We start from the raw sequence: 26,354 nt of genomic DNA, 5'->3' as shown, positions 1-26,354 counted from the left end.
GTGCTCCTGGTGGCGGCGCTCGACGTCGTCCTGCTGCTCGTGACGGGCGTGCGGGTCGGGAGGCCGTGACGCGGGCGAGCCCGGCCGGTGCCGGACGGCTCAGGCGTTCACCCGGTCGGGGGTGGGGGTGGGCGCCAGCCGTCCGGTGCGGGTGGCCCACCGCTCGAACACCACGGTGCCGAACGGCGGCACACTCGCCGCGAGCGCCAGGAGCAGGGTCGGCCTCGTCCAGCCCAGCCGGCGGTGGAGCAGCAGTGCGGCGACGACGTAGACGACGAACAGCAGGCCGTGCACGGGTCCGAACACGGTCACCCCGAGGTCGTTGCCGACGGCGACGTACTTGAAGAACATCCCGGTCAGCAGACCGGCCCAGGACAGCGCCTCGGCGAGGGCGAGCAGTCGGAAGCGTCCGACGTCGGTGGTGAGCATTCCCGTTTCCTCCGGTGCGGACGGTCGTTGGCTGAGTAGCGGCAGGTGACCGCATCCGCGGATGCGGCGCCCGTCGGTGCAGCATCGCAGAGCCGCGGACCGGCAGGTGGCCCGACCCTTGTCACGGACGTCGTCCTGTGCTTCACTCTTCAACTAGAACTTGTTCTAGATTCGGGTGGGTGGACAACGATGCGGACCCGTGCGGCGGCGCTGCTGGAGCAGCCCGGCAAGTGGCAGATCGTCGACGTCGAACTCGACGAACCCCAGGCCAATGAAGTGCTCGTCCGGTTCGTGGCCGCCGGACTGTGCCATTCGGACGACCACGCCGCGACCGGGGACATGCCCGTGGGCAAGATCCCGCTGATCGGCGGCCACGAGGGCGCCGGCGTCGTCGAGTCGGTCGGTCCGGGCGTGCACTCGCTCGCGCCCGGCGATCACGTCGTCGCCCAGTTCGTGCCCTCGTGCGGACGGTGCCACCCGTGCGCCACGGGCCGGGGCAACCTCTGCGACCTCGGCATGTACGCCCTGCTCGGGTCCATGGCGGACGGCACCTACCGGGCGCGGATCAACGGCGACGAGGCCGGGCAGATGACCATGGCCGGGACCTTCGCCGAACGGGCGGTGGTCTCCGAGCACTCGCTCACCAGGATCGACGACGACATCCCGTTGCACGTCGCCCCGCTGCTGTCCTGCGGCGCCCCGACCGGCTGGGGCTCGTCGGAGTATGCCGCCGAGGTCGTCGCCGGGGACACGGTCATCGTGATGGGCCTCGGTGGCATCGGGATGAACGCCGTGCAGGGCGCCGCCGCACGCGGCGCGGCGTACGTGATCGGGGTCGACCCGGTCGCGTTCAAACGGGACAGCGCCGCCACCTTCGGGGCGAGCCACACCTTCGCCGACATCGAGGAGGCCGCGGAGTTCGCCCGGTCGGTCACCAACGGGCAGGGCGCGGAGTCGGTCGTGGTCGCGGTGGGCGTCACCACGGGCGAGCACGTCGGGCAGGCGGTCGACGCGGTCGCCAAGTTCGGCACCGTGGTGGTCACCGGCATCGGCGACGTCAACGAGAACACGCTGCCCACGAACCTGTGGACGCTGGCGATGATGCAGAAGCGGATCCAGGGGACCATTCTCGGCAAGGGCGCACCGTCGGTGGAGATCGGCCGCCTGGCGTCGATGTACCGGGCGGGGCGGCTGAAGCTGGACGAACTGATCACGCGGACCTACCGGCTGGACGAGATCAACCAGGCCTACGCGGACATGAACGAGGGCCGCAACATCCGCGGGGTCATCCTGCACGACACCGAGTGAGTCCGGCTTGCCCGGCGCCAGGGACGGCGCCGGGCAGGTCACCCCGATGAAGCCTGCGCTCCCTACTACTTACAGTAGGACCTACTGTACTCTGTATCGGAGTGCGAGGTGTAATCGGATCAGGGGGCATGGTGACCGGCAGCCGGCGTCGGAGCACGGTGCTTCGACTGGTGATCTGTGCGCTGTTGCTCGGACTGGTCACCATGCATCATGTCGTGCAGCGTCCCCTCGAGCGCGGCCCTGCTCCGTCCGTGGCGCACCAGACCTCGGTCGTGAGCGGTCATCACGACCGTGCGGTGCCGTCCACGCCCACGCAGCACGACTCGTCGCTTCTCGGACACCTGTGTCTGGCGGTGCTCACCGGGAGCCTTCTCCTGCTGCTGTCAGTGAGGTTCGCCCGCCTTCTGCGCCCTGGGATCGGCACGAGCCGGCCGCCGACCGCACGTACCTGGTCCGGCAGCGCTCCACCACCAACCGGCCGCAGGTCCGCTCCCGGGTTCACCTACGACCTCTGCGTGTTGCGGCTGTGATCGGACCACGTCGCCGACTCACCCGAGTCGTCCGCGACGTCCGGACACCTGAACGCCCGTCTATACGCAGAGAAAACACCTCCATGCACAGAAACGCGAAATACACCGTCCTGGTGACGACGATGGCCGCGGCCGTGGCCACCGGATGCACCGAAGGCGGGACCGGCGTGGACGTCTCCGGCCCAGCCTCCGCGGCGCAGAGCGCGAGCGCCGCGGACCGGGCGACCCACAACGAGGCGGACGTGACGTTCGTTGAGGGGATGATCCCGCATCACGAGGGTGCCATCGAGATGTCGGAGCTCGCCGAAGACCGCACCGACAACCCGGAGATCCTCGCTCTGGCCGAGCGCATCGAGCAGGCACAGGGACCGGAGATCGAGCAGATGACCGGCTGGCTCGACGCCTGGGGCGTCGACCGCGACGCCGGCACCGGTGCCGATGGCCACGGGGACATGGCCGAGAGCGAGATGCCCGGCATGGGAACCCAGGACATGCACCGACTCGGCAAGGCCGAGGGCGCCGAGTTCGACCGGCTGTTCCTGAACTTGATGATCGAGCATCATCAGGGTGCCGTCGACATGTCCGCCACCGTCCTGGACAAGGGCGACGATCCCGAGGTGGCGGCACTCGCCGAGCGGATCATTGCCGACCAGCGGACCGAGATCGAGGAGATGCGCTCGTTGCGGGACAGCTGACCGGCCCCACGGCGGTCTCGTTCGGTGGACCCTCAACGCCCCCGTGAGGGCTCATCCGGGAGCCACGCAGTGGACCGCCGGTGCCCTCCGACGCCGTGGTTCGGCGTCGGAGGGCACCCAGGTGAGGTTCCGTAGGACCGGATCGGGAGGCGTCGTCCCGGCTTTGCCCGCCGTGACGGCGGCGCGGATCCGTTCGCCGCACCGGCGGTAGAAGCGCAGCTGCGCACGGCGGCCGAACAGCGACCACCCCAGCGTCAGCACCGGGTCCAGGCCGGGTGCCCGCTGGGAATGACTGGCGGCCACGAACTCCACCCGGCCGGTGTCCCGGTACTTGACCACCTCGTAGGTGACCTTGCCGCGTTCGAGGTGCCCGTCGAGCGTCTCGTAGGCCCACCCCCACACCCGGGCACCGTCGTTCCGGGTCTCGTCCACCACCTCGGTGATCCGGACACCGCAGTACAGGTGCAGCCCGTGGAACCGGAGTTGCAGCAGCATGTTCCGGCCGAGCAGCGGCACGGCCGGGTCGTAGAGTGCCCGCACGGACTCCGGGGGTGTGAACTCGTAGTCGCGCACCAGACGGCAGGCCCGCTCCCACGGGCCTGCGGGTTCCGGCGGGCCGGGGCGTTCCGCGAGGAGGCCGTGCAGGTGGGTGTCGAGGGTCCAGGCGGGCCTGCGCACCTCGGCCGGGGAGTAGTTGATACCGGCGTCGGCGAGCGCTGCGAGTTCGCGCGCGGTGTCCGGCGGCCCGAGGCCCCACTCAGCCAACCCGGCTCACTCGTGTTCGGTCAGCGCGTCGCCGATCTGCCACATCATCGGCGGCCACAGGCCCACGAACAATGCCCGGCGCTCGGCGTTGCCCCGCTGCGCCTGGTCGACCGTCTTGGCGCGGATCCACAGGCTGATGCAGAGCACGATCGTGCCCAGCGACGCCAGGTGCAGCTGGGTGGCACGCACGCCCGCCCGGTGCAGAAGTCGGACCACCATGTGTGCCTCCGTGTGTCCGTCGGCTCGTGTCAGCTTTCCCGCGCGGGGTAGGTACAGAGTCTGATACCCCGTTCGTCCCGGTCTCATCACGTCCGGAGGTGCCGATGTCGCGATCCCGCCGTGTTCTCGTCGTCCTCGCACGGTGGTTGCTGGGGACCGCGCTGGTCACCTGGCGCTACCTCTGGGAGACGACCCCGCTGCACCGCACGGAGTGTCCCGGCGACGCGCGGGACCTCCCGCCGCGGTTGCCCGACGGCCTGATCGACGACCGGGTGCAGCGCAGCGCGGACGGCTACGGCCAGCTGTTCCACCGCCGCTTCCGGGTGCGCATCGCGGGGGCCGGGGTGGACGCCGCCGGGCTCATGGACCGCGTCGTGCACGACTTCAAGCACTTCGTGCCCTCGGAGGTCGTGCACATCCACACCACCCGGGGCGGCGCGCGGTCGTTGTGCGCCGGGGACGAACTGGTGGTGGAGATGCCGGGGCCGTGGGACGGCCCGGTCCGGGTGGTGCACCGCGACGACACCTCGCTGCACCTGGTCACGCTGCACGGGCACCTGGAGGCGGGACAGGTGTGGTTCCGCGCGTTCGGCGACGGCGACCAGCTGGTGTTCGAGGTCGAACTGTGGGCCGCGCCCGCGAGCAGGCTGGTCCACCTGCTGTACGCGCGGCTGCGGCTGGCCAAGGAGATCCAGCTGAACATGTGGGTGCGCTTCTGTCTCGCCGCGGTGGAGACCTCCGGCGGCCGGCTGGTGGACGGTGTGGAGATCTTCACCCACCGGCTCGACGACCTGGGTGAGCGCGCGGGTCCCGCGGGCCTCGTGACGGACGGGGGCCCGGTAGGCGACCGCCGGTGACCGGTTCCCCGGCACGCACGGGCGAGGGGCTAGGGTCTTGCGCCGGTCCTGCAAACCAGGCGTTCAAGGAGGAAGCCCGTGCCGGGAACCGGTATATGGCGGACGAAATCGGTCGAACAGTCGATCGCGGACACCGACGAGCCGGACACCCGGCTCCGCAAGAATCTCGGCGCCTGGGACCTGATGGTCTTCGGGGTCGCCGTGATGATCGGCGCGGGCATCTTCACGCTCACCGCGTCCACGGCCGGGGACATCGCCGGTCCGTCGGTGGCGCTGGCCTTCGTGTTCGCCGCGGTCGCGTGCGGGCTCGCGGCGCTGTGCTACGCCGAGTTCGCCTCCACCGTGCCCGTCGCGGGCAGCGCCTACACCTTCTCCTACGCCACGTTCGGCGAGTTCCTCGCGTGGATCATCGGCTGGGACCTGATCCTGGAGTTCTCGATCGCGGCCGCCGCGGTCGCCAAGGGCTGGTCGATCTACCTGGAGGACGTGCTGAGCACCCTGTTCGGCACGCAGATGAGCACGACCGTGGCACTCGGCGGCGTCGACCTGGACTGGGGCTCGGTGCTGCTGGTCGTCATCCTGGCCACGCTGCTCACCCTCGGCACCAAGCTGTCGTCCCGGTTCAGCCTCGTCATCACCGCCGTCAAGGTGACGATCATCCTGCTGGTCATCGTCCTCGGCCTCGCCTACATCACCCCGGACAACTACACGCCGTTCATCCCGAGCGCCGAGTCCGGCGGTGAGGCCGGTGGCGGTGTCGACCAGTCGCTGTTCTCCCTGCTCGCCGGCGGCTCCGGCAGCGTCTACGGCGCGTTCGGGCTGCTGGCCGGCGCGTCGCTGGTGTTCTTCGCGTTCCTCGGGTTCGACGTCGTGGCCACCACCGCAGAGGAGACCCGCGTCCCGCAGCGGGACGTGCCGCGCGGCATCCTCGGCTCGCTGGCGGCCGTGACGGTGCTGTACGTGGCGACCTCCCTGGTGGTCGTGGGCATGGTGCCGTACACCGAACTGGCCACCGACGCCGAACCGGAGGGCCGCAAGACGCTGGCGACGGCGTTCTCCGCGCACGGCGTGGACTGGGCGGCCAACGTCATCTCCGTCGGCGCGCTGGCCGGTCTGACCACGGTGGTGATGGTGTTGCTGCTCGGCCAGCAGCGGGTGCTGTTCGCGATGGCGCGGGACGGTCTGCTGCCGCGCCCGCTGGCGAGGACCGGCTCGCGGGGCACCCCGGTGCGGATGAACGTGCTGGTCGCCACGGTGGTGGCGGTGGCCGCGGGCTTCTTCGACGCGGGCAGGCTGGAGGAGATGGTCAACGTCGGGACGCTGTTCGCGTTCATCCTCGTCTCGGCGGGCGTGCTGGTGCTGCGGAAGAAGCGCCCGGATCTGCCGCGCGGATTCCGCGTGCCGTGGGTGCCGGTGGTGCCGATCCTGGCGATCGCCGCCTGCGTCTGGCTGATGCTGAACCTGACCGTGCTGACCTGGCTGCGCTTCCTGGTGTGGATGGCGCTCGGCGTGCTGATCTACTTCGTCTACAGCAGGCGGCACTCCCTGCTCGGACAGCGCGAGCGGGAGGAGGACGGCACCCGGGACGAGCCCGAGGCGCGTCCGACCCCGGAGTGACCGTCCTCGTGGAGTGACCATCCCCGGGTCCCGGCCCCCGCGGGCGGGGTCGGGACCCGGCGGGCCCCGTGGACAGGAAGGAGCCACCGGTGACCGGACGGACCGTCGGCATCGTGGGGGGCGGCATCGTCGGGCTGGCCGTCGGCCGCGAGCTCACCCGGCGGTACCCGGGCGTCGAGGTGGTCGTGTTCGAGAAGGAGGACCGGCTCGCCACGCACCAGACCGGGCACAACTCGGGCGTGGTGCACGCCGGGATCTACTACCGGCCGGGGAGCCTGAAGGCCGAGTTGTGCGCACGGGGCCGGGCGCTGCTGCGGGAGTACTGTGTCGACCGGGAGCTGCCGTACGAGGCGTGCGGCAAGCTCGTCGTCGCGGTCTCGGAGTCCGAACTCGGCCGTTTCGACGCCCTGGAGGCCACCGCCCGGGAGAACGGCGTGCCCGGGTTGCGCCGGGTCTCCGGTGCGGGGATCACCGAGCTGGAACCGCACGCGGCCGGGCTCGTCGCGCTGCACTCACCCGGGACCGCCATCACCGACTACGCTGCCGTGTCCACGGCCTTCGCCGCGGACATCGAACGGGCGGGCGGCCGGGTGGAGCTGTCCACGGCGGTGACCGGGGTCCGGCACCGTGCCGACCGGGTCGAGGTCACCACGGCCGCCGGGGTGCGCACCGTCGACCGGCTGGTGGTCTGCGGCGGGTTGCACGCCGACCGCCTCGCGCGGCGTGCCGACGGCGTGGACGGCCCCCGCGTCGTGCCGTTCCGCGGCGAGTACATGACGGTCGCCCCGGGCAAGCGCGACCGGGTGCGGGGCATGATCTATCCCGTGCCCGACCCGCGGTATCCGTTCCTGGGGGTGCACTTCACCCGGCGGGTGTCCGGGGAGGTCGAGGTGGGGCCGAACGCGGTGCTCGCGCTCGCCCGGGAGGGGTACCGGCGCCGCGACGTCGCCGGGGCCGACCTGCGCGACCTGCTCGGATGGCCGGGTTTCTGGCGCATGGCGCGGCAGCACTGGCGCACCGGAATGGCCGAGATGCGCGGCAGCCTGTCGGTGCGCGCCTACATGCGGGCGGCGTCGCGGTACGTGCCGGACATCGGCGCCGCCGACGTGCGCCGCGCCGGGGCGGGGGTGCGGGCGCAGGCGGTGGACCGGGACGGGTCGCTGGTGGACGACTTCCGGATCGGCCATGAGGACGGCATCACCACCGTGCGCAACGCCCCGTCTCCCGCGGCGACGTCGTCCCTGGCGATCGCGGAACACGTGGTCGACCGGATGGATGTCGGCGGTTGACCACGCCGGCGACCGTGCGGACAGGCGTCCGGGGTACACGATTTGCGACGGCATGGTTGAGGCGAGTGGGTAGGGCTCTCCCGCTCGTAGCGGAACGGCTTGTTCGTCGTAGTCGTTCCGACTACACTTCAGTGGTGAAGGTGGAGTGGACGCAGGCTAGGTCCGAGCACATCGCCACGCGCTCGGACCGTTACCCGGGAGCGACCGACATTGAAGTCGCGTGGACACGAGAGGTGGTGGCCGATCCCAGGGCAGTGATACAGGATCCGGATCCCCGCTCGACAACTGGTGCAGTACGCATCGTTGGGTACTCGCCGACTGCTGGATTCGTTATCACTGTGATCGCGTTGCACATCCACGATCAATTGTGGGGTGTCACGGCGTGGCAAACCTCGGGCGCTGAACGACGCAACTATCAGGAGATGCAGCATGACTGAGCGGCACAACACCGATATCGACCGGATGCTTGCTGCGACCGCCGCCGAGTACGAGGGCGAGGACAGAGCGGCCGCAGCCGAAGAGGCACGTGAGTCGACAAGTTCGGCAGTATTCTCCGTCCGGCTCCCCCCACACATCTATGAGGCGGTACGTGAGGCGGCTGCCCGCGCGCACCTGACCCCGTCGGCACTCATTCGCCAGTGGGTTAGTGAACGTGTCGAAGATGATCCCGGCGACCGAGATCTTTCCGAGGCTGTGGCAGCGTTGCGTCGGGACGTCGAAAGACTCGCCAGACTGGCCCCGCCTGCTTGAGGCTTGACAGAGGGGTGTGGTGGAACCTGACCGGGCACGAGGACGGCATCACCACCGTGCGCAACGCCCCGTCCCCTGCGGCGACGTCGTCCCTGGCGATCGCGGAACACGTGGTCGCCCGGATGGATGTCGGCGAGATCCGCCCGTAGCGACCGGGTGTCCCGGTACGCTCACGCGATGTTCATCATCGCCGGTTACCTGGAGGTGGATCCCTCGGAGCGGGACGCCTTCGTCGCCGCTCATCAGGATCTGCTCCGCCGGGGCAGGCAGGCCCCCGGATGTCTCGATCTCGCGATCACGCCCGATCCGCTGCACCCGGGTCGGGTCTACAACTTCGAACGGTGGGAATCCCGCGAACACATCGACGCGTGGCGGGCCGTCGCCGACGCGCCCGACACCGGAATCGCCGTCAGGGACAGCAACATCATGGAGTACCGCGTGACCGACGCGCGTCCCCCGTTCGGCTGAGGTCGTCGGGCCGGGACCCCGGAGGAACGAACCCATGATCGGCTCGGTGCGTGACCGGATCCGAGGTCGGGGGCCCGAGCTGCTCCGGCGGCTGCGTTCCTCGGACCGGCACGTGCTCAAGTCGACGCTCGCGGCGACCGGCTCGTTCGCCCTGGCGGGTGCGCTGGGCACCAGTGACGCGCCCGTGCTCGCGCCGCTGACCGCGCTGATCGTCGTCCAGGTCACCCTCTTCCAGACCCTCACCATCGGTGTGCAACGGGTGGCCAGTGTGGTCGCCGGTGTGCTGCTGGCGGTGGGCGTGGCCGGGATCGTCGGGCTCAGCTGGTGGAGCATCGGAAGCATCGTCGGCGCCGCCCTGCTCGTCGGGCTCCTGCTCCGGCTGGGGCCGCAGATGAACGAGGCGGCGATCAGCGCCATGCTGCTGCTCGCCGTCGGGGGAGCCTCCGATGTGGCGATCGAACGGGTCTACGAGACGCTGGTGGGGGCGGCCGTCGGGGTGCTGGTCAACGTCGTCGTCCCGCCGGTGCATCTGCGACCCGCGGGCGAGGCGCTGATGCGGCTGACCGACCGGATGGCGGAGTTCACCACCTTGCTCGCCGGCGAGCTGCGGCCGTCGTGGTCGCAGGCGAAGGCCGATCGGTGGCTGACCGAGGCGCGGTCGCTGGTCACCGAGGTCAGCAAGACCGACCAGGCACTGGCCCGTGCGGAGGAGGGGGCCCGGGGCAACCCGAGGGGCCGCGTGACCCAGCGGCGTCAACCCCGGCTGCGCACGGCCCTGACCGGGTTGGAGCGGTGTCTTCTGGCGCTGCGCGAGTTGTGCCGGACGCTGCTGGACCGGACGTACTTCGTGCCGGAGGAGGACGAGGGCAGTGTCTACGGTGACGACGTCCGTAGGGTGCTCGCCGATCTGCTGGAGTCCTCGGCCGGGGCGATCCGTGCGGTGGGCGAGCTCGCGACCTCGGTGTCCGAGGTCGGTGTCGAGAACCATCTCCCGGAGATCGCCGAGTGCCGGGAACGGCTCAGTGCGCTGCTGGTCAACGAACCGCTCCGGGACATCCGCGCGTGGGAGCACCACGGTGCCCTGCTCAGCGCCGTCGACCGACTGCGCACCGAGATCGAGTCGGCGACACGGTTCCCGGAGCAACCGTGGAAGCCGCCGCCGGTGACCGAGCAGCAGCGCGAGATGGTCCGCCGGTTACGGCGGGAACGCAGGCCGTTCCGCCGCGCCGACGGGAACCGGTGACCGGTCCGGCCCGCCGGTCGCCCCGCCGACCGATGTATAACGATCTATACATACTGGCGTGAGTGCCGGGTCTCCGGTGCCCCAATGCCGGAATCCGACGCGGGGGAGGCCGCTGCTGGTGCGATGGTCGACGACACGCAGGGTGACGATGGCGCGCGTGTCGGCTCGGGTTCTCATCCCGGTCGACAGCTCGTCGCGGCGATCGCGTTGCTGTCGCTGACCGCCCTCGGCACGGACACCTCACTGTTGTCGGTGGGAACGCGCTGCTTGGACGGTTGGCCGCCGCCGGACTGCCCGACAGACAGGCCCGGCGGGTGCTGGAAACCGTGGACACCGGTGGTCTCGGCGCCGCGGCCGGTCTGCGGCTGGACGCCGATTCCGCGCGGTGCGGCAGGCGGTGTCGGAGGCGTTCCTCGAAGGGTTGCGACTGTGCCTGGGGGTGTCCGCGGTCCTGCTGATACTCGCCGCCGCGGCGGCCTTCGTCCTGCTCCGGCGTCCCTCCTGTGTCAGCGGAGTCGTTCGGTCGGTCACACGGATCCACCGACGGGGAGTGACGTCCCCGTGGCACAATCGACGAGCACCGGAAGTCGTTGACGGGAGGATTCTCGCGGATCATGGACGGAAGCACCGCGGCACGCGCGAGTCATCCTGAGCCCTCGGACCTCGAGGATGACGTTGATCTCCGGCTCGACTCCGGCGGATTCAGTCTCGACGTCGAATTCGAGGACGACGACGACCAGATCGACGAACCTTTTGATCCCGAGCAGATCGACGTCCGTACCCGTACTATGACGATCGATCTGCTCCTTCAACGACTCCGTAGGGGCGCTCTGGACCTCGCACCCGAGTTCCAGCGGCGAGCGGGGATCTGGAAGCCGAAGAACCAAAGCAGGTTGATCGAGTCGCTTCTCCTCCGTATTCCACTCCCGAGCTTCTACGCTGCGGAAAATGCTGAGGAGGAGTGGGCGGTCGTGGACGGAGTGCAGCGTCTCACCACCATCGCTCGATTCATCTCTCCGCGCAGTGTCAGTTCCGTCCCGCTCGTTCTGAACGATCTGGAGTACCTGAACTACAACGGGTTCTCCTTCGAGGACCTTCCCGGGCGCCTGCAGACCAGATTGGTCGAGACCGAGGTGCTGGTGCATCTGATCGGGAAGACGACGCCTGAGGAAGTGAAGTTCAACATATTCGGGCGTATCAATACCGGTGGTATTCCGCTCAGCAGGCAGGAGCTCAGGCACGCTCTGATCCCCGGTCGCGCCCGCGACCTGCTGCCCGAACTCGCGGCCTCTCCGGCATTCCAGAAGGCAACTCAGGGAAGCGTGCGAGACGCGCGTATGTCCGACTGTGAAATGGTTCTTCGTTTTCTCGCGTTTAGGCTTTTTTCCATCGCCGAGTACGGCTCCCGGGACCTGGACGATTTCCTGCGAGCGGCCATGAAGAATCTCAACAACTTGGACGATTCGCAGTTGAGGGCCCTTGAGCAGGACTTCACGAAGTCCATGGAAGCCTCGTACGCCATATTCGGCGAGCACGCATTCCGGAAGCGTGCGCGCGGGCAGCAGCAGCGCAACCCCATCAACAAGGCATTGTTCGAGGCGGTTTCGGTGAATGTGGCCGCGCGGACGCCCGAGCAGATCAGCAGGTTGATCGAGCAACGTGATACGGTCCTCGACAAGCTCTCGGATCTACTCGCCGACAAGCAGTTCAACGATGCCATCTCGGTGGCCACCGGTGACCGTAATCGGGTGAAGGTCCGATTCAACGAGATCGACCAGCTCTTCAAGGCGGTGGCCGGTGCTTGAAAGAATTGAACTCACCAACTTCAAGGCATTCCGGGAAGCGTCGGTTCCCCTGGGTGGTCTGACACTGCTCACCGGCCTCAACTCGGCAGGCAAGAGCACGGTCATGCAGGCGATGGCGTTGTTACGCCAATCGTACGACTCCGGGACACTCACCGATGACGACGACCGGGGCCTGATGTTGAACGGCGATCTCGTCGAGCTCGGCACCGGTCGGGACGTCCGCCACGAGGATTACGTGGAGAAAGGGCCGGACGGCGAGGGCGTGATCGTATCGTTGGAAGTGACCGGGTCGACCTACACGTGGGAAGCTCGTTACGATCGGGAGAGCGATCTGCTCCCCCTTGTGTCGGCGAGCGAGGACGCTGCCACCCTCGCCCGCCTTCCGCTGTTCGGTAAACGGTTCCAGTATCTCCGGGCCGACCGGATCTTCCCCTCCGTCAGCTATCCCAAGTCGCACGAGGTCGCTGTCCGGCGTGGGTTCTTCGGTGCGCAGGGTGAGCATGCGGTGAACTATCTCCGTCATCATCAGGACGACCCGGTATCGGCTCGGGTACTGCGACATCCGGACGCGCTGTCGGAGAGCCTGCTCGGTCACGCCGAGGCGTGGATGCGGGAGATCTGTCCGGGGGTGAACCTGCAGACCGAGGAGATCGCGGACACCGACTCGGTGCGGTTGAGCTTCCGGTTCGGTACGGCGGGGCTTTCGTCGTCCAATCGGTATCGACCGACCAACGTCGGGTTCGGACTGACCTACACCTTTCCCATCGTACTCGCGTGCCTGACGGCCCTTCCCGGTAGTCTTATTTTGCTGGAGAATCCGGAAGCTCATCTTCACCCACGGGGGCAGACCCAGATCGCGCGCCTCGCGTGTGCGGCTGTGGCCGCAGGGGGGCAGGTCGTCATCGAGACGCACAGTGATCACGTGCTGAACGGGGTTCGCTTGGCGGTGAAGAGGAACACGGTCGGCGCCGACAACGTCATGACCCATTACTTCCGACGGGCCTCGGGGGAGGCGCAAATCATGACCCCGGAGATCGGTGCGGACGGGATGGTGTCGGAATGGCCGGAAGGATTTTTCGATGAATGGGACCATTCGCTCGACGAACTCTTGGACTGACAGGACGGGATTCAGGTAAGAAGCATCTGTTTCGCGGAGTGCCGGCGCGGACAAAAGCACACCGACAGGGGGTGAGGACAAGTGCGTGTCCTGTTGTTCCTCAACGAGTTGTCCTGCGAACACGGTGCCGATGAGCGCACCGTCGACGACGGTATGCGGGACCTTGTCGAGACCGTCCGTCAGATACGGAGCAGGCGCAAGGATGCCGCTCTTGTTTCCACAGTGCCGTTGAAGGACGTGGAACTTTCCGAAAACTACCGCGTGTCCCAGTGGATCAATAAGCGGGGAAATCGGGACAGATGGAGACTGCTCCAAAGCGCGCGCAACATGGCGCCGATCGGAGCCGCGTTGACACAGGACACCGACGAGGTCGAATACACCCACCGGAACCGGCGCGCCGAGGGCTTGGCAGGTGCGCATCTGGCTGATGGGTTGGCAGTCAGTCTGCCGGTGCATCCCGACTGGCTGTCCTCGTGGATCGACGTGGACAGATGTCGCGTCGTCGAGGACGACGGGGTGCAGCTCGTGCACGACACCGTACAGGTCCGGCACGCGGGACGTCCGGTGGACGGGAGTAAACACGAGGACTGGATCGACTCCTCGGGACTTGCGGGGATCGTCTCCGGTGCGGAGCTGTGGGCGGGTGTGGGGGATTTCTTCACGCACATCCGCTTCCTCGACCGGGTAGAACAGGATCTGCGGGGTCTGGACCGAGTGTGGCTACGGTCGGTGCGGGAACGGCTCGTGGAACTCGACCGTACGGTCGCTCAGTGGGAACCGAGCCGGTCGCGTCATCCCGCATGGCGATCGTACGTCACTCCGGAGAGCGAGAGCAGGATGAGATTGTGCGAGTTCGCGGATCTGGACGGTGTGGTGAGGCCGTTCAGCCTGCACGCGCGTTTCACACCCGGAGCCGGACGGATTCATTTCCGGCTCGATCCGGAGCAGCGGATGATGACGGTGGGTTACATCGGCCGCAAGCTCGGCGCCTGACCGGGGATCATGCGACTCGGTTGCACACCGGATGTGACCGAGCAGCTGGCCACTGCGTTGGCGGGATTTCCGGACACCGGGTACGTGGAGTTGGTCTCCGGGTGGACCTGGGTGGTGGGTGCCATGAAGCAGCTCAGCCGGAGGGAGCAGGACGAGCTGCTGTTCGACCGTCTCCAGCACACCCGCGAGTCACCTTGGAGCCCCCCGGTGCTGCGCCGGGTGAAGGTGCTCACCTGCCGACCGGACCGAACCCGGTGCGGATCACACCGGGGCGGTCCCGGCGGCGTGCCGGGGCGTGTCGGGCGGCAGGATGGGGCCTCATGTCCCGACCACAGTCCGAGGTGCCCGCGCCGGCCGCCGACCTGTACGACGTGATCAACCGACGCCGCGACGTACGCGGGGAGTTCACCGGGGAACCGGTGCCGGACGACGTGCTGCGCCGGGTGCTGACCGCGGCGCACCGGGCGCCCAGCGTGGGAATGTCCCAGCCGTGGGATTTCGTGCTGGTGCGCGATGGCGACACGCGGCGGCGGTTCCGGGAGCACGTGCGCTCCGAGCGGGACGTGTTCGCCGCCGGGCTGGACGGGGAGCGTGCGGAGACGTTCTCCCGGATCAAGGTGGAGGGCGTCGTCGAGTCGTCGCTGGGGGTGGTGGTCACCTACGACGCCGACCGCGGCGGGCCCGCCGTGCTCGGCAGGCACGCGATCGCCGACGCCGGGCTGTACTCGGTGTGCCTGGCGATCCAGAACCTGTGGCTGGCCGCCACCGCGGAGGGGCTCGGCGTCGGCTGGGTCAGTTTCTACCGCGAGGAGTTCCTGCGCGACCTGCTGGGCATCCCGGCGGGGGTGCGCCCGGTAGCGTGGCTGTGCCTGGGGCCGGTGCGGGAGCTCGCGGCGACGCCGGACCTGGAGCGGCACGGCTGGCGCAGCCGGATGCCGCTGGAGGACGTTCTGCACCACGAGACCTACGGGAGTCGGCCCGCGCGGTGACCGGGCCGGCGCGGCGGGGTCCTCCCCGGCGGCGCTAGGCTGAGTCAACTAAGTTGACACCGAGTGGGCCGGAGGAGACGCCGATGGTGGAGGAGGGCGCGCCGTTGACCGGCGCGGCGACGATCGGGCGGTGGTTGGAGCACCCGGACGGCGGTCCGGTGCTGCGGGAGATGCTCGCGGCGAGCGGGTTCGACGAGAGCGCGCTCGCCCCGGTGCGCACCGTGCCGCTGCAGCAGCTCGTCGAGCTGAGTCAGGGCGCCCTCTCCCAGGAGGTCATCGACGACCTGGTGCGGCGGGTCAACGGGGGTGTGCTGCCCGAGCAGACCGGTGACGAGGCCGGGTGGCGGGAGCGTATCGTCGAGGGCCGGTTCGCCGGCCGCGTCGTGGTCGTCACCGGTGCCGCGTCCGGGATCGGCCGGGCCACGGCCTCCCGCGTCGTGCGGGAGGGCGGTCGCGTCGTCGCCGTGGATCTCGCCGCCGACAAACTGGACGAGCTGGTCGCCGAGTTCGACGACACCCGGGTGGTGGCGGTGCCCGCCGACATCACCTCCGACGAGGACGTCGCCCGGGTCGTGGCGGCGGCGGGGGACCGGATCGACGGCCTGGCCAACGTCGCGGGCATCACCGACGACTTCAGCCCCGTGCACGAGGTGTCCGACGCGGTCTGGCAGCGGGTGTTCGACGTCAACGTGCACGGCCTGTTCCGGCTGACCCGGGCGGTCGTGCCGACGATGCTCGCGGCCGGGTCCGGTGCGATCGTCAACATCGCCTCGGAGGCCGCCCTGCGCGGCTCCGCCGCCGGCGCCGCCTACACCGCCTCGAAGCACGCGGTCGTGGGCCTCACCCGCAGCGCGGCCTTCATGTACGGGCCGTCGGGCATCCGGGTCAACGCCGTCGCGCCGGGTGGGGTGGCCACCGGCATGTCCCCGGGCGAGATGTCCACTTTCGGGCGGCAGCGCACCGGGGACTTCCTGGCACTGATCCCGCCGATCGCGACCGCACCGCAACTCGCGGCGTCGATCACCTTCCTGCTCAGCGACGACGGGGTCAACGTGTCCGGGGCGGTGCTCCCGTCGGACGGGGGTTGGTCGGTGCAGTAGCGCCGGATCCGTCCGGGGTGAGGGTGTGCTGCAGCAGCGCGCCGTAGCGGGCGACGAGGTCGCGGCGGTCGGTGGCGAGCAGTTGCTCGTCGCCGACCACCCACAGCGCGTAGAGCAGGCCACTGACCAGCGCCCCGGCGAGCCGGGCGCGGGTGTCGGCGTCCGGGCCGGACAGCCGGGCGCGCAGCGGGCGCACGAACGCGCTCTCGTGGACGTCCTTCAGCCGGTCGGCGATCCGTGGGGTGCCGCTGCCGCGCAGCAGCGCCAGGTAGACGTCCCGGGTGTCGTCGTCCGAGTCGAGCAGCACCTCGACGAACCGCCGGCCGAGGTCCTCCGGCGGCACGTCGAGCAGCGGCTCGTCGTCCATGCTCAGCTGCATGGTGTCCAGGAACAGCAGCTCCTTCGTGCCGAAGTGGCGGATCACCAGCGCCGGGTCGGCCCCGGCCTCCGCGGCGATGTCGCGCACCGCCGTGCCCGCGAAGCCGTGTGCGCGGAACAGCCGCCCCGCGGCCGCGCGGATCGCCTCCCGCGTCGTCGCCGACCGCTGCCGCACCATGGCCTCATCGTAGTGCCGGGCGGATCGCCGCCGTCGCCGCGACGGTCGGCGGAGGTCACCGTCCGGTGGCGGGTGTCGTGAACCGGAATCCTGTCGGACTCGGTGGGTACTCTCCGCACCATGTCGCTGTCGGTGGAAGAGCGTGAGCGGTTCCTGGCCGAACCCCGGGTCGGCGCGTTGTCGGTGATCGAGCGGACGGACCGGGCCCCGTTGACCATTCCGATCTGGTACTACTACACGCCGGGTGGGGAGCTGTGGGTGCACACCGCTCCGGACTCACGGAAGGCGCGGGCGATCGAGGCGGCCGGCCGGTTCGCGCTCATGGTGGAACGGACCGAACCCACGGTGCGCTACGTCTCCGTGGAAGGGCCGGTGACCCGGATCGAGCCGGGCAGCCCGGAGCTGTCCCGGACGATGGCCGCCCGGTACCTCCCGGAGGACAAGGTCGCCGGGTTCCTGGAGTACGAACGCACCCAGATCGGGGAACAGTCCGCGATCTTCATGCGGCCGGAGCACTGGTTGTCCGCCGACCTCGGGTCGCTCTGACCACCGTCCGCATGGCGGGTGGGATGTCGGATCCTGCCGGTAGCGTGCCGACACGGTCACGCATCGGCGCGGGGCCACGACGGTGAGGAGGCGGGACGTGGGGAAGCTCCAGTACGCGTGCAGCATGTCGTTGGACGGGTTCATCGCCGGACCGGGCGGGGACATGTCCTGGCTGGCCGAGTACCTCCCGGACCAGGCCGGGGTGGACGACGAGCTCGTCCAGCGCGTCGGCGCGCTGCTGGTGGGTGCTCGCACGTTCCGCGGCGACGACCCGAACCGGGGGACCGACGCGGAGGGCGCCTACGGCGGGAAGTGGTCCGGGCCGAGCATCGTGCTGACCCACCACATCCCCGACCGGCCGGTGGAGAACGTGACCTTCTCCAGTGATCTGCACGAGGCCGTGGCCACGGCGAAGGAGGCCGCCGGTGGCAAGCTGGTGAGCGTCCTCGGCGCGGACGTGGCGCGGCAGTGCCTCGCGGCGGGACTGCTCGACGAGATCGTGGTGGTGCTCACCCCGGTCCTGCTCGGTGACGGCGTGCGGCTGTTCCACGAGCCGGGCGGGAGGACCGTGAAGCTGGAGACCGTCGACGTCACCGGGTTGACGCTCACCCTGCGGGTGCTCCGGTAGCCGCCCCGTTGAGAGGACCGGGGTTTCTGCTGGACGTCCGCGACGGTCTCACTCACCGTACGAGAGGTGTCCCGGGCGATCGAGATCGCCTGGCGGTGCAGGTCGTCGGGCAGGTCGATGGTGCTGCGCATGGCGACCAGTGTGGCATCGACGCATCATGCTGCGCTGCTGTGAACGTCGGGATCCGGTTCCCCGGGGGAGGTGATGCGGTATCCGGGAATCATTCCCCGAGCAGCTCCCGCATTTCGGTGATCTGGCGGGTCTGCCGGTCGATGATCTTCTCCGCGTACATCGTCGCCAGGGTGTCGGAGCCGTTGTCGAGCTGGGCCTCGGCGAGCTCGACGGCCCCCCGGTGGTGCTCGATCATGGTCCGCAGCCACAGCGTGTCGAACTCCGCATCCGCGGCGTCGTGCAGTTGCTGGAACGTCTCCTCGGTCATCAGGTGGGAGTGTTCGTGTTCGCCGCTGTCGCCGCCCGGCGTGACGTCCTCCCCCCACATCCGCAGCATCGCCAGCAGCTGGTTCGTCTCGGGCTCCTGCGCTTCGGCGATGCGCCGTGCGAGATCCCGCACCGCCGGATCGGAAGCGCGTTCCTGCGCGAGCTCGGCGGCGACCACGGCCTGCTCGTGGTGCGGGGCCAGGTCCCGGGCGAACTCGATGTCCGCACGGTTGTGACCGGCGCTGTCGGCATCCGTGCTCCGGGTGGCGTTCCCCGCACCCGGGGTGGCGGACGGCGCGGATGCCGACGCCGTGGCCGCGGGGGAGGCCGACTCCGCGGGGGCCGTCGTGCCGGGAGCGCCACAACCGAGGGCGAAGGCGAGAACGGGAACGAGTGTCGACGGGACGGCGAACCGAAACCGGTGCGGCACGGTGGTTCCTCCGAGGGGGCAGGGGACGGGACGGGGGCCGCTGACACTACCGCCCCTGCGTCGCCACGGAGAACGCCCGTCGGCGAGGTGTTCACCCCCGGGATCGGGGGTAGGGCGTGAGAACCCGACTTCCACGCCCATCCGGTCAGGAGACATGATGTCCCAGTTCAGCAGCAGGCCCGGCGCGGGCGCGACGACCGGCACGCTCCCGGCGACCGCGAGGCCGGAGCGGTTGGAGACGCCCTTCGGCACGATGGAGTACGTTGACGGCCTGCCCACGCCCGAGACCATCGGCCGCGGCTTCGACGCACTGGACCTGACGCGGGGGATCGAGGCGTTCCTCGACTGCCTGCCCGGCGCCTCGACCGTGGCGGTCCGGCGGGGGCTGCGCCGGCTCGTCGGCGACTCGACCGCCATCGCCTACACCGATCCGCGCCTGACGTCGGGTCCGTTGGTGCTCACCGGGAACACGGAGACGACGTACGGGATGACCTTCCTGGCGCTCGACCGGGACGGCCCGACCGTGATCGAGGTGCCGGAGAACTCGTTGAGCATCCTCAACGATCTCTGGCAGCGCTACGTCGCCGACCTGGGCATCGCCGGTCCCGACCGGGGTGAGGGCGGGAGGTATCTGGTCCTTCCCCCGGATCACGACGGCGACGTCCCGGACGGCTACTTCGTCGTGCGCTCGTCCACCTTCTCCTGCTGGGCCGTCTTCCGGACGTTGGGCGGGGTCGAGGCCCTGCTCCGCACGCGGGTGTATCCGTTGTCGGCCGTGGCCGACCCACCTGAGCAGCGTTTCGTCGACTTCGCCGGCTCGGAGATCGACACGACCGCCGCGGACGACGTCTCGTTCTTCACCGCACTCGACGAGATCGTCCAGGAGGAACCCGGGGCCCTGGACCCCGAGCGCGCGGGCCTGCTCGCCGCACTCGGCATCGTGCCCGGCCAGGTGTTCGCCCCGGACGAGCGGATGCGCTCGATCCTCGACACCGCCGCACGGGTCGGGGCCGGGTTGGCGCGGACGCTGGTCTACAAGCCGCGGGATCCGGGTGTCTATTATTACCCGGACAGCTCCTGGAAGAACTTGTTCCCCTCGGGCAGTCACGAGTTCCGCACCTCGGACGGTGCGCGTCAGCTGGACGCCCGCGCTGTGTACCACTACGGGGCGGTCCTGGTCTCACCGGCCCTGGCGGAGGCGGCCGTCGGGGTCGGGTCGCAGTACGCCTACACGGCGGAGGACGCGACGGGCGCCTGGCTCGACGGGGGCCGGAGCTACACGCTTACCCTGCCGAAGGACATCCCGGCGGAGAACTTCTGGGGCGTCGACGTCTACGACACCACCACCCGGTCGTTGCTGCGTACCGGGGACCCGTATCCGAGCGTGCACAGCCGTTCGGGTGCCGTGGCGGCCGAGGACACCGGTGAGACGGTCGTCCGTTTCGGCCCGGATGCGCCACGGGGCCGGGAGGGGATCCGCACCGTCCCCGGGAAGGGCTTTTTCGTCGTCCTGCGGCTCTACGGCCCACTGCGGAGCTGGTTCGACCAGACCTGGCGGCCCGGCGAGCTCGAACCGGAGTGAGGAGGGGCGGGCCGTGGGGCAGGTGATCGGGCAGGTGTTGTCCCTCGGTGTCGGTGTGGCGCTGAGTCCGCTCCCGATCATCGCCGTGGTGCTGCTGCTGACGACACCGCGGGCACGTTCCACCGGGCCGGCGTTCCTCACGGGGTGGGTACTGGGGCCGACCGTGGTCGGCACGATCGTGCTGCTGGTCGCCCAGGGGATCGGCCCGGGAGGTGCACAACAGCCCGCCGACTGGGTCAGCGTGCTCCATCTCGTGCTCGGCGTCGCGCTCGTGGGGGTGGCGGCGCGGGAGTGGCGCCACCGGCCGCGCGGTACCGAGCAGGCGGCGTTGCCGCGTTGGATGCGGGCGATCGAGACGGTCACGCCGCTGCGGGCGGGAGCCTTCGGGGCCACGATGTCCTCGGTCAACCCGAAGAACCTGCTGCTGGTGGTCAGCGCCGCCGCCGCGATCGCGCGGACGGGCGCCACCGCCGGAGGGCAGGCCGTCGCGCTCGCGGTCTTCGTCGTGCTCGCGGCCGTCGGGACCGCGACACCGGTCGCGCTCTACTTCGCCCTGGGGGAGCGGGCGAATCATCTGTTGGCCGAACTCAAGCTCTGGATGGGGCGGAACAGCTCCGCGATCACCGCCGTGGTCTGTCTGGTCCTCGCGGCGAAGCTGGTGGGCGACGCCGTCAGTGGGCTGTCCGGGTGAGCTCCGTCCCCGGACCCCGGGCTAGTGCGGAGCCCCCGGCGAGGTCGGCCGTCGCGGAGAACCGGGAACCGGGCCGAGGGCGGGGTGACGGTTGACGTCCTTGTAGAGCAGGTACCGGAAGGGCTCCGGGCCACCCGCGTAGCACGCCTGCGGGCAGAACGCGCGCAGCCACAGGAAATCGCCCGCCTGCACCTCCACCCAGTCGCGGTTGAGCAGGTAGACGCCCTTGCCCTGCAGCACGGCGATGCCGTGTTCCATCACGTGGGTCTCCGGGAACGGGATCGCCGCACCCGGCTGGAACGTGACGATGTTGACGTGCATGTCGTGCCGGAGGTCGGTGGGGTCGACGAACCGCGTGGTGGCCCACGCACCGTCCGTGTCCGGCATCGGGACGGGATCGATGTCGCGTTCGTCGATGATGAACGGCTCGGGAACCGCGATCCCCTCGACGTACGAGTAGGTCTTGCGGATCCAGTGGAACCGCGCGGGTGCCGAACCGGCGTTGCGCGCGCTCCAGGTGGTGCCGGGCGGGAGGAAGGCGTAGCCGCCTTCGCCGAGGACGTGCCGCCCGCCGTCGACGGTGAGCGTGAGTTGCCCGTCGACGACGAACAGCACCGCCTCGGCGTGCGGGTCGGGTTCGGGGTCCTCCGACCCGCCGCCGGCCGAGACCTCGACGAGGTACTGGGCGAACGTCTCGGCGAAGCCGGACATCGGCCGCGCGAGGATCCACAGCCGGGTCTCGTCCCAGAACGGCAGTCTGCTGGTGACGATGTCGGTCATGGTGTCGCGTGGCAGCACCGCGTACGCGTCGGTGAACACGGCCCGGTCGGTGGTGAGCCGGGTCTGGGGCGGCAGCCCGCCCGTGGGTGCGTAGTACCGGCCGCTCATGCTCGTCCTCCTGTCGTCGGGTGGTCCCCGGGTGCCGGTGCCGTGTCGGTCAGGCCTCGTCGCGGTCGAGCATCCGCCCCCGCGGGGCGGCGTCCAACGCGACCGGCGCGCCCCGTAGCCAGGTGCGGCGTACAACGCCGGAGAGCCGGTGCCCGTCGTACGGCGAGATCGCGTTGCGGTGGTGCAGCGTTCGCACGTCGACGACGAACTCCTCGTCCGGCGCGAACACACAGAAGTCGGCGTCGTGGCCGGGAGCGAGGCGGCCCTTGCGGGTCATGCCGGTCTGCGCGGCGGGGCCGTGGGCCAACCAACCGACCACGTCGGACAGGGTGTGGCCGCGGTGCCGGGCCTGGGTCCAGACCACGGGCAGGCCGAGCTGGAGCGAGGACACCCCACCCCAGGCAGTGCCGAAGTCACCGGTGTCCGGGTTCTTGAGGTCGACGGTGCTGGGGGAGTGGTCGCTGACCACCGAGTCGAGCACCCCGTCGCGCAGCGCCTCCCACAGGCGTTCCCGGTTGGCCCGGTCCCGGATCGGGGGGCAGCACTTGAACTCGGTCGCCCCGGCGGGAACGTCCTCGGCGGCCAGCGCGAGGTAGTGCGGGCACGTCTCGGCGGTGACCGCGAGTCCCTCGGCGCGGGCCTCGGCCAGCACCGGCACCACGTCGGCGCTGGAGACGTGCAGGATGTGCACCCGGCAGCCGGTCTCCCGCGCGAAGTCGATCACGTGGCGCACGGCGCGGCGTTCCGCCTCGTCCGGACGGGAGGCGAGGAAACCCCGGTAGTCGGTGCCGTGGCAGGCCGGGGCGGATTCGATCGTGTGGTGGTCCTCGGCGTGCACGAGCAGCAGCCCGTCGAACGCGGCGATCTCGCGCATGGCCGCGCGCAGCTGCCCGCCGTCCAGCGGCGGGAACTCGTCGACGCCGGAGTGCAGCGTGAAGCACTTGAAACCGAACACGCCCGCCTCGTGCAGGCCGCGCAGCTCGGTGACGTTGCCCGGGACGGCGCCGCCCCAGAAGCCCACGTCGACGGCCAGCCGTCCCCGGGCGGCCTCCCGTTTCGTCGTCAGCGCGGCGACGTCGACCGTGGGTGGGAGGCTGTTCAGCGGCATGTCCACCAGGGCGGTGACCCCGCCCGCCGCGGCGGCGCGGGTGGCGGTGGCGAAGCCCTCCCATTCGGCGCGGCCGGGGTCGTTGACGTGCACGTGCGTGTCGACGAGGCCGGGCAGCAGCACCTCGTCGTCGGCGAGGTGCACCACCTCGGCCCCGGTGGCATCGGCGTCGAACGGCTCCACCCCGACGATCGTGCCGTCGCGCACCACCACGGCGGCCGGTTGTTCCCCGGCGGGGGTCACCGCCCGCCGGGCCCGGATCACCAGGTCGTTGTCGTTCATCATGGGGTCTCCGTTCCGGTCGCCGGGGCCCTTCACGCGTCACCGCCCGCGGAGAGCCCGCCCGGGTAGAAGCCGGGCTCGTCGAGGCGGTAACGCCGGCGCGCCTCGCGCAGGACCCGTGGTTCGACCGCGCCGGTGGCCACCAGTTCGCCGAGGGTGGCGGCCACGATCGACTCGGCGTCCACGCCGAAGTGCCGCCGCAGCGCGAACCGGGTGTCCGAGCAGCCGAATCCGTCGGTGCCGAGCGAGGTGTAGCGGGCGGGAACCCACGGCCGGATCTGGTCCGGCACGGCCCGCATCCAGTCGCTGACGGCGACCACCGGCGCGTCGTCACCGGCGAGCGCGGTGGTCACGTGCGGCTGCCGGGGCGCCTGTTCCGGGTGTGCGCGGTTGTGCCCGTCGCAGGCGAGGGCCTCGCGGCGCAGTTCGGTCCAGGACGGTGCCGACCACATCTCGGCGGCCACCCCCCACTCGTCGGCCAGCAGCTCCCGGGCGCGCAGCGCCCACGGCACCGCGACGCCGGAGGCCAGGATCCGCGCGGCGGGGGCGTCGGCGGAGACGTCCGGGCGCGGCGCGTACCGGTACAGCCCCCGGAGCAGGCCGTCGACGTCGAGTCCGTCCGGTTCGGGCGGCTGTGGGTACGGTTCGTTGTAGACGGTGAGGTAGTACCAGATGTCCTCGGACGCCTCGCCGTACATCCGGCGCAGGCCGTCGCGGACGATGTGGGCCACCTCGTAGGCGAACGCCGGGTCGTAGGCCACGCACGCCGGGTTGGTGGAGGCCAGCAGCAGTGAGTGCCCGTCCTCGTGCTGCAGGCCCTCGCCGTTGAGGGTGGTGCGGCCGGCGGTGGCGCCGAGCAGGAACCCCTTGGCCATCTGGTCGGAGAAGGCCCAGGCCGCGTCGCCGGTGCGCTGGAACCCGAACATCGAGTAGAACAGGTACACCGGGATCATCGGCTCGCCGTGGGTGGCGTAGGCGGTGCCCGCCGCGGTCGCCGAGGCCATCGACCCGGCCTCGCTGATGCCCTCGTGCAGGATCTGGCCCGCCTCGGCCTCCTTCCAGGACAGCAGCAGTGCCCGGTCGACCGACTCGTAGGTCTGGCCGTGCGGCGAGTACACCCGGGCGTTGGTGAACAGCGAGTCCATGCCGAAGGTGCGGCCCTCGTCGGGCACGATCGGCACGATCCGGTGACCGATCCCGGAGTCCCGCATCAGTTCCTTGAGCAGCCGCACGAACGCCATCGTGGTGGCCACGGGTGTGTCGCCGGAGCCGGTGCGCAGCCCGGCCCAGGTCTTGTCCGGCGGCTGCGGCAGCGGGGGGTCGGTGCGTCGCCGCTCGGGGACGAACCCGCCGAGTTCGGCGCGCCGGTCGAGCAGGTAGCGCACCTCCTCGGAGTCGGCGCCGGGGTGGTAGTAGGGCGGCAGGCCCCGGTCGGTGCCCGCGTCGATCGCCTCGTCGGTGATCGGCAGTTCCAGCCGGTCGCGGAACACCTTGAGGTCGTCGGCGGTCATCTTCTTCATCTGGTGGTTGGCCATGCGGGAGGCCATCGAGTGCGGCAGGGTCCAGCCCTTCACCGTGTGCGCCAGCACCACGGTGGGTTGGCCGGTGTGCCCGGTGGCGGCCCGGTAGGCGGCGAAGATCTTGCGGTAGTCGTGTCCGCCGCGCGGCAGCCGCTCCAGTTCGGTGTCGGTCAGGTGCCCGGCCAGGGCCCGCAGCCGCGGGTCCCGGCCGAAGAAGTGGTCGCGGATGTAGGCGCCGGACTCGGTGGCATAGGTCTGGAACTGGCCGTCCGGGGTGGTGTTCATGGCCTCGACGAGCACCCCGTCCCGGTCGGCGGCGAGCAGTTTGTCCCACTCGCGGCCCCAGACGACCTTGACGACGTTCCAGCCCGCGCCCCGGAAGAACGACTCCAGTTCCTGCATCACCTTGCCGTTGCCGCGCACCGGCCCGTCCAGGCGTTGCAGGTTGCAGTTCACCACGAAGATCAGGTTGTCGAGTTCCTCGCGGGCGGCGAGCCCGATCGGGCCGAGCGATTCGGGTTCGTCCATCTCGCCGTCACCGAGGAACGCCCACACCCGTTGTCCGCTGGTGTCGGCGATGCCGCGGGCGTGCAGGTAGCGGTTGAACCGCGCCTGGTAGATCGCGTTGATCGGGCCCAGGCCCATGGACACGGTGGGGAACTCCCAGAAGTCCGGCATCAACCGGGGATGCGGGTACGACGACAGCGACCGCCGGGCGCCGCCCCGGGACAGCTCCTGGCGGAACCCGTCGAGCCGCTGCTCGTCGAACCGGCCCTCCAGGTGGGCCCGTGCGTAGATTCCGGGGGAGGCGTGTCCCTGGAGGAACACCTGGTCGCCGCCGCCGGGGTGGTCGCGCCCGCGGAAGAAGTGGTTGAACCCGACCTCGTACAGCGCGGCGGCCGACTGGTAGGTGGCGATGTGCCCGCCGACGCCGATCTCCGGCCGGTTCGCGCGGGTCACCATCACGGCGGTGTTCCAGCGGATGATGCGCCGGATGCGGCGTTCCAGTGCCTCGTCGCCGGGGAACCACGGTTCGCGTTCGGTGGGGATGGTGTTGACGTAGTCGGTGGTGGACAGCGCGGGGACGCCGAGCTGCAGGCCGCGGGCCTGTTCCAGCATCCGCAGCAGGAGGAACCGGGCGCGGTGCGGGCCCTCGGTCTCGACGACCGTGCGCAGCGCGTCGACCCAGTCGCGGGTCTGTGCGGGGTCGACGTCGGGCAGTTGGCTCGGCAGGCCGTCACTGAGCACCGGGTACGGGGTGTCCGCCCGGTCGGGGGTGAGGGTCACTGGTCGGTGCCTTTCTCACGGGTGAGGGTGGGGAGGTCGGTGGCGATCCGTTCGCCGAGTGCCCGCAGCAGCCGGGGGGCGTCGCGCAGGCACACCGCCACGTCGGGTTCCAGGTCGGTGAGGGCGTAGGCGGTGTGGATGCCCGCGGTGCGCAGCCGGGGGGTGGGCAGGGTGTTCGTGCCGCACACCGCCACCACGGGCACGCCCGCGGCCGTGGCGGCGCG

28 protein-coding genes are annotated in these 26,354 nt (G+C 70.2%); 19 read left to right on the top strand and 9 right to left on the bottom strand.

What is annotated here, in order from left to right:
• Window positions 1-99: 99 nt before the first annotated feature.
• Entirely contained in the window at window positions 100-429 is a 330-nt protein-coding gene (locus SACPADRAFT_RS0203945; protein ID WP_007023679.1) for a DUF3817 domain-containing protein, read from the bottom strand.
• Window positions 430-618: 189 nt separating this feature from the next.
• Between SACPADRAFT_RS0203945 and SACPADRAFT_RS0203940 the strand changes: the two genes are divergently transcribed.
• Window positions 619-1,737, top strand: coding sequence for an NDMA-dependent alcohol dehydrogenase (locus tag SACPADRAFT_RS0203940; RefSeq protein ID WP_007023678.1), 1,119 nt, complete (start codon window positions 619-621; stop codon window positions 1,735-1,737).
• Window positions 1,738-2,350: 613 nt separating this feature from the next.
• Window positions 2,351-2,962, top strand: coding sequence for a DUF305 domain-containing protein (locus SACPADRAFT_RS0203930; RefSeq protein WP_007023677.1), 612 nt, complete (start codon window positions 2,351-2,353; stop codon window positions 2,960-2,962).
• A 51-nt stretch (window positions 2,963-3,013) separates the two neighbouring features.
• Here SACPADRAFT_RS0203930 and SACPADRAFT_RS0203925 read toward each other — a convergent pair whose 3' ends face one another.
• Both SACPADRAFT_RS0203925 and SACPADRAFT_RS0203920 read right to left on the bottom strand, forming a co-directional pair.
• A complete protein-coding gene (locus tag SACPADRAFT_RS0203925; RefSeq protein ID WP_007023676.1) occupies window positions 3,014-3,727 on the bottom strand; it encodes a DUF1990 family protein in 714 nt (237 codons plus the stop codon).
• Between the two features lie 6 nt (window positions 3,728-3,733).
• Window positions 3,734-3,946 (bottom strand): hypothetical protein, encoded by a 213-nt coding sequence (locus SACPADRAFT_RS0203920; protein WP_007023675.1) that lies wholly within the window; start codon window positions 3,944-3,946, stop codon window positions 3,734-3,736.
• A 104-nt stretch (window positions 3,947-4,050) separates the two neighbouring features.
• Here SACPADRAFT_RS0203920 and SACPADRAFT_RS0203915 point away from each other — a divergent pair, with 104 nt between their 5' ends.
• The 13 genes from SACPADRAFT_RS0203915 (at window position 4,051) to SACPADRAFT_RS0203865 (ending at window position 16,174) form a co-directional block, all read left to right on the top strand.
• A complete protein-coding gene (locus SACPADRAFT_RS0203915) occupies window positions 4,051-4,803 on the top strand; it encodes a DUF1990 family protein (protein ID WP_007023674.1) in 753 nt (250 codons plus the stop codon).
• A 78-nt stretch (window positions 4,804-4,881) separates the two neighbouring features.
• Window positions 4,882-6,420 carry an APC family permease gene (locus SACPADRAFT_RS0203910; RefSeq protein ID WP_007023673.1) on the top strand — a complete coding sequence of 513 codons (1,539 nt, stop codon included), beginning with the start codon at window positions 4,882-4,884 and terminating at the stop codon, window positions 6,418-6,420.
• An 89-nt stretch (window positions 6,421-6,509) separates the two neighbouring features.
• On the top strand, window positions 6,510-7,709 hold the full coding sequence (gene lhgO / locus SACPADRAFT_RS0203905) for an L-2-hydroxyglutarate oxidase (RefSeq protein WP_007023672.1): 1,200 nt from the start codon (window positions 6,510-6,512) through the stop codon (window positions 7,707-7,709).
• 134 nt (window positions 7,710-7,843) lie between these two features.
• Window positions 7,844-8,146, top strand: coding sequence for a hypothetical protein (locus SACPADRAFT_RS30265; RefSeq protein WP_198048255.1), 303 nt, complete (start codon window positions 7,844-7,846; stop codon window positions 8,144-8,146).
• The gene (locus tag SACPADRAFT_RS31185; protein WP_007023671.1) at window positions 8,139-8,459 is read left to right on the top strand and encodes a ribbon-helix-helix protein, CopG family; all 321 of its coding nucleotides are present in this window, start codon (window positions 8,139-8,141) and stop codon (window positions 8,457-8,459) included. Before SACPADRAFT_RS30265 ends, SACPADRAFT_RS31185 begins: the two co-directional genes overlap by 8 nt.
• A complete protein-coding gene (locus SACPADRAFT_RS31180) occupies window positions 8,456-8,608 on the top strand; it encodes a hypothetical protein (protein ID WP_157577045.1) in 153 nt (50 codons plus the stop codon). Before SACPADRAFT_RS31185 ends, SACPADRAFT_RS31180 begins: the two co-directional genes overlap by 4 nt.
• 28 nt (window positions 8,609-8,636) lie before the next feature.
• The gene (locus tag SACPADRAFT_RS0203895) at window positions 8,637-8,927 is read left to right on the top strand and encodes a putative quinol monooxygenase (protein ID WP_028662191.1); all 291 of its coding nucleotides are present in this window, start codon (window positions 8,637-8,639) and stop codon (window positions 8,925-8,927) included.
• A gap of 46 nt (window positions 8,928-8,973) precedes the next feature.
• Window positions 8,974-10,170: an FUSC family protein gene (locus tag SACPADRAFT_RS0203890; RefSeq protein ID WP_233357118.1), complete on the top strand. Its 1,197-nt coding sequence runs from the start codon at window positions 8,974-8,976 to the stop codon at window positions 10,168-10,170.
• 614 nt (window positions 10,171-10,784) lie between these two features.
• Window positions 10,785-11,975, top strand: coding sequence for a DUF262 domain-containing protein (locus SACPADRAFT_RS0203885; RefSeq protein ID WP_007023667.1), 1,191 nt, complete (start codon window positions 10,785-10,787; stop codon window positions 11,973-11,975).
• Complete coding sequence (locus tag SACPADRAFT_RS0203880; protein WP_007023666.1) at window positions 11,968-13,092, top strand: AAA family ATPase; 1,125 nt, start codon at window positions 11,968-11,970, stop codon at window positions 13,090-13,092. Before SACPADRAFT_RS0203885 ends, SACPADRAFT_RS0203880 begins: the two co-directional genes overlap by 8 nt.
• Window positions 13,093-13,173: 81 nt before the next feature.
• Entirely contained in the window at window positions 13,174-14,085 is a 912-nt protein-coding gene (locus tag SACPADRAFT_RS0203875) for a hypothetical protein (RefSeq protein WP_007023665.1), read from the top strand.
• Window positions 14,086-14,405: 320 nt separating this feature from the next.
• Complete coding sequence (gene bluB / locus SACPADRAFT_RS0203870) at window positions 14,406-15,074, top strand: 5,6-dimethylbenzimidazole synthase (protein ID WP_007023664.1); 669 nt, start codon at window positions 14,406-14,408, stop codon at window positions 15,072-15,074.
• 83 nt (window positions 15,075-15,157) lie between these two features.
• Window positions 15,158-16,174: an SDR family NAD(P)-dependent oxidoreductase gene (locus SACPADRAFT_RS0203865; RefSeq protein ID WP_007023663.1), complete on the top strand. Its 1,017-nt coding sequence runs from the start codon at window positions 15,158-15,160 to the stop codon at window positions 16,172-16,174.
• Here SACPADRAFT_RS0203865 and SACPADRAFT_RS0203860 read toward each other — a convergent pair.
• Entirely contained in the window at window positions 16,122-16,730 is a 609-nt protein-coding gene (locus SACPADRAFT_RS0203860) for a TetR/AcrR family transcriptional regulator (protein WP_028662189.1), read from the bottom strand. The genes SACPADRAFT_RS0203865 and SACPADRAFT_RS0203860 overlap by 53 nt on opposite strands.
• A 120-nt stretch (window positions 16,731-16,850) precedes the next feature.
• Here SACPADRAFT_RS0203860 and SACPADRAFT_RS0203855 point away from each other — a divergent pair, with 120 nt between their 5' ends.
• Both SACPADRAFT_RS0203855 and SACPADRAFT_RS0203850 read left to right on the top strand, forming a co-directional pair.
• The gene (locus SACPADRAFT_RS0203855; RefSeq protein ID WP_007023661.1) at window positions 16,851-17,276 is read left to right on the top strand and encodes a pyridoxamine 5'-phosphate oxidase family protein; all 426 of its coding nucleotides are present in this window, start codon (window positions 16,851-16,853) and stop codon (window positions 17,274-17,276) included.
• A gap of 97 nt (window positions 17,277-17,373) precedes the next feature.
• A complete protein-coding gene (locus tag SACPADRAFT_RS0203850; RefSeq protein WP_007023660.1) occupies window positions 17,374-17,904 on the top strand; it encodes a dihydrofolate reductase family protein in 531 nt (176 codons plus the stop codon).
• Window positions 17,905-18,124: 220 nt separating this feature from the next.
• Here SACPADRAFT_RS0203850 and SACPADRAFT_RS0203845 read toward each other — a convergent pair whose 3' ends face one another.
• Window positions 18,125-18,772 (bottom strand): DUF305 domain-containing protein, encoded by a 648-nt coding sequence (locus tag SACPADRAFT_RS0203845; protein WP_007023659.1) that lies wholly within the window; start codon window positions 18,770-18,772, stop codon window positions 18,125-18,127.
• Window positions 18,773-18,929: 157 nt separating this feature from the next.
• Here SACPADRAFT_RS0203845 and SACPADRAFT_RS0203840 point away from each other — a divergent pair, with 157 nt between their 5' ends.
• Together SACPADRAFT_RS0203840 and SACPADRAFT_RS0203835 are read left to right on the top strand one after the other, a co-directional pair.
• Window positions 18,930-20,354: a DUF1254 domain-containing protein gene (locus SACPADRAFT_RS0203840; protein ID WP_007023658.1), complete on the top strand. Its 1,425-nt coding sequence runs from the start codon at window positions 18,930-18,932 to the stop codon at window positions 20,352-20,354.
• Window positions 20,355-20,367: 13 nt separating this feature from the next.
• Window positions 20,368-21,045 (top strand): GAP family protein, encoded by a 678-nt coding sequence (locus tag SACPADRAFT_RS0203835; RefSeq protein WP_007023657.1) that lies wholly within the window; start codon window positions 20,368-20,370, stop codon window positions 21,043-21,045.
• Between the two features lie 21 nt (window positions 21,046-21,066).
• Here the strand turns inward: SACPADRAFT_RS0203835 and SACPADRAFT_RS0203830 are convergent, their stop codons facing one another.
• From SACPADRAFT_RS0203830 to SACPADRAFT_RS0203815, 4 genes are all read right to left on the bottom strand, one after another.
• Complete coding sequence (locus tag SACPADRAFT_RS0203830) at window positions 21,067-21,933, bottom strand: bifunctional allantoicase/(S)-ureidoglycine aminohydrolase (protein ID WP_007023656.1); 867 nt, start codon at window positions 21,931-21,933, stop codon at window positions 21,067-21,069.
• A gap of 49 nt (window positions 21,934-21,982) precedes the next feature.
• Window positions 21,983-23,326 (bottom strand): allantoinase AllB, encoded by a 1,344-nt coding sequence (gene allB, locus SACPADRAFT_RS0203825; protein ID WP_007023655.1) that lies wholly within the window; start codon window positions 23,324-23,326, stop codon window positions 21,983-21,985.
• Window positions 23,327-23,355: 29 nt separating this feature from the next.
• Window positions 23,356-26,130: a pyruvate dehydrogenase (acetyl-transferring), homodimeric type gene (gene aceE, locus SACPADRAFT_RS0203820; RefSeq protein ID WP_007023654.1), complete on the bottom strand. Its 2,775-nt coding sequence runs from the start codon at window positions 26,128-26,130 to the stop codon at window positions 23,356-23,358.
• Window positions 26,127-26,354 (bottom strand): glycerate kinase (locus SACPADRAFT_RS0203815; RefSeq protein WP_007023653.1); only part of this gene is annotated, 228 nt, incomplete at its 5' end. The genes aceE and SACPADRAFT_RS0203815, both read right to left, overlap by 4 nt.

Origin of the sequence: Saccharomonospora iraqiensis subsp. paurometabolica YIM 90007, from assembly GCF_000231035.2 — a bacterium.
Taxonomy (GTDB): Bacteria; Actinomycetota; Actinomycetes; order Mycobacteriales; family Pseudonocardiaceae; genus Saccharomonospora; species Saccharomonospora paurometabolica.
This window is presented reverse-complemented; position numbering and strand designations above follow the sequence as displayed.

Bases quoted from the DNA above. Each gene is read 5' to 3' on its own strand.
- SACPADRAFT_RS0203915 (WP_007023674.1), top strand. From the start codon at position 4,051: ATGTCGCGATCCCGCCGTGTTCTCGTCGTCCTCGCACGGTGGTTGCTG.
- SACPADRAFT_RS0203920 (WP_007023675.1), bottom strand. From the start codon at position 3,946: ATGGTGGTCCGACTTCTGCACCGGGCGGGCGTGCGTGCCACCCAGCTG.
- allB (WP_007023655.1), bottom strand. From the start codon at position 23,326: ATGATGAACGACAACGACCTGGTGATCCGGGCCCGGCGGGCGGTGACC.
- SACPADRAFT_RS0203855 (WP_007023661.1), top strand. From the start codon at position 16,851: ATGTCGCTGTCGGTGGAAGAGCGTGAGCGGTTCCTGGCCGAACCCCGG.
- SACPADRAFT_RS0203860 (WP_028662189.1), bottom strand. From the start codon at position 16,730: ATGGTGCGGCAGCGGTCGGCGACGACGCGGGAGGCGATCCGCGCGGCC.
- SACPADRAFT_RS0203865 (WP_007023663.1), top strand. From the start codon at position 15,158: ATGGTGGAGGAGGGCGCGCCGTTGACCGGCGCGGCGACGATCGGGCGG.
- SACPADRAFT_RS0203930 (WP_007023677.1), top strand. From the start codon at position 2,351: ATGCACAGAAACGCGAAATACACCGTCCTGGTGACGACGATGGCCGCG.
- SACPADRAFT_RS0203940 (WP_007023678.1), top strand. From the start codon at position 619: ATGCGGACCCGTGCGGCGGCGCTGCTGGAGCAGCCCGGCAAGTGGCAG.
- SACPADRAFT_RS0203895 (WP_028662191.1), top strand. From the start codon at position 8,637: ATGTTCATCATCGCCGGTTACCTGGAGGTGGATCCCTCGGAGCGGGAC.
- SACPADRAFT_RS0203830 (WP_007023656.1), bottom strand. From the start codon at position 21,933: ATGAGCGGCCGGTACTACGCACCCACGGGCGGGCTGCCGCCCCAGACC.
- SACPADRAFT_RS0203840 (WP_007023658.1), top strand. From the start codon at position 18,930: ATGTCCCAGTTCAGCAGCAGGCCCGGCGCGGGCGCGACGACCGGCACG.
- SACPADRAFT_RS31185 (WP_007023671.1), top strand. From the start codon at position 8,139: ATGACTGAGCGGCACAACACCGATATCGACCGGATGCTTGCTGCGACC.
- SACPADRAFT_RS0203885 (WP_007023667.1), top strand. From the start codon at position 10,785: ATGGACGGAAGCACCGCGGCACGCGCGAGTCATCCTGAGCCCTCGGAC.
- bluB (WP_007023664.1), top strand. From the start codon at position 14,406: ATGTCCCGACCACAGTCCGAGGTGCCCGCGCCGGCCGCCGACCTGTAC.
- SACPADRAFT_RS0203945 (WP_007023679.1), bottom strand. From the start codon at position 429: ATGCTCACCACCGACGTCGGACGCTTCCGACTGCTCGCCCTCGCCGAG.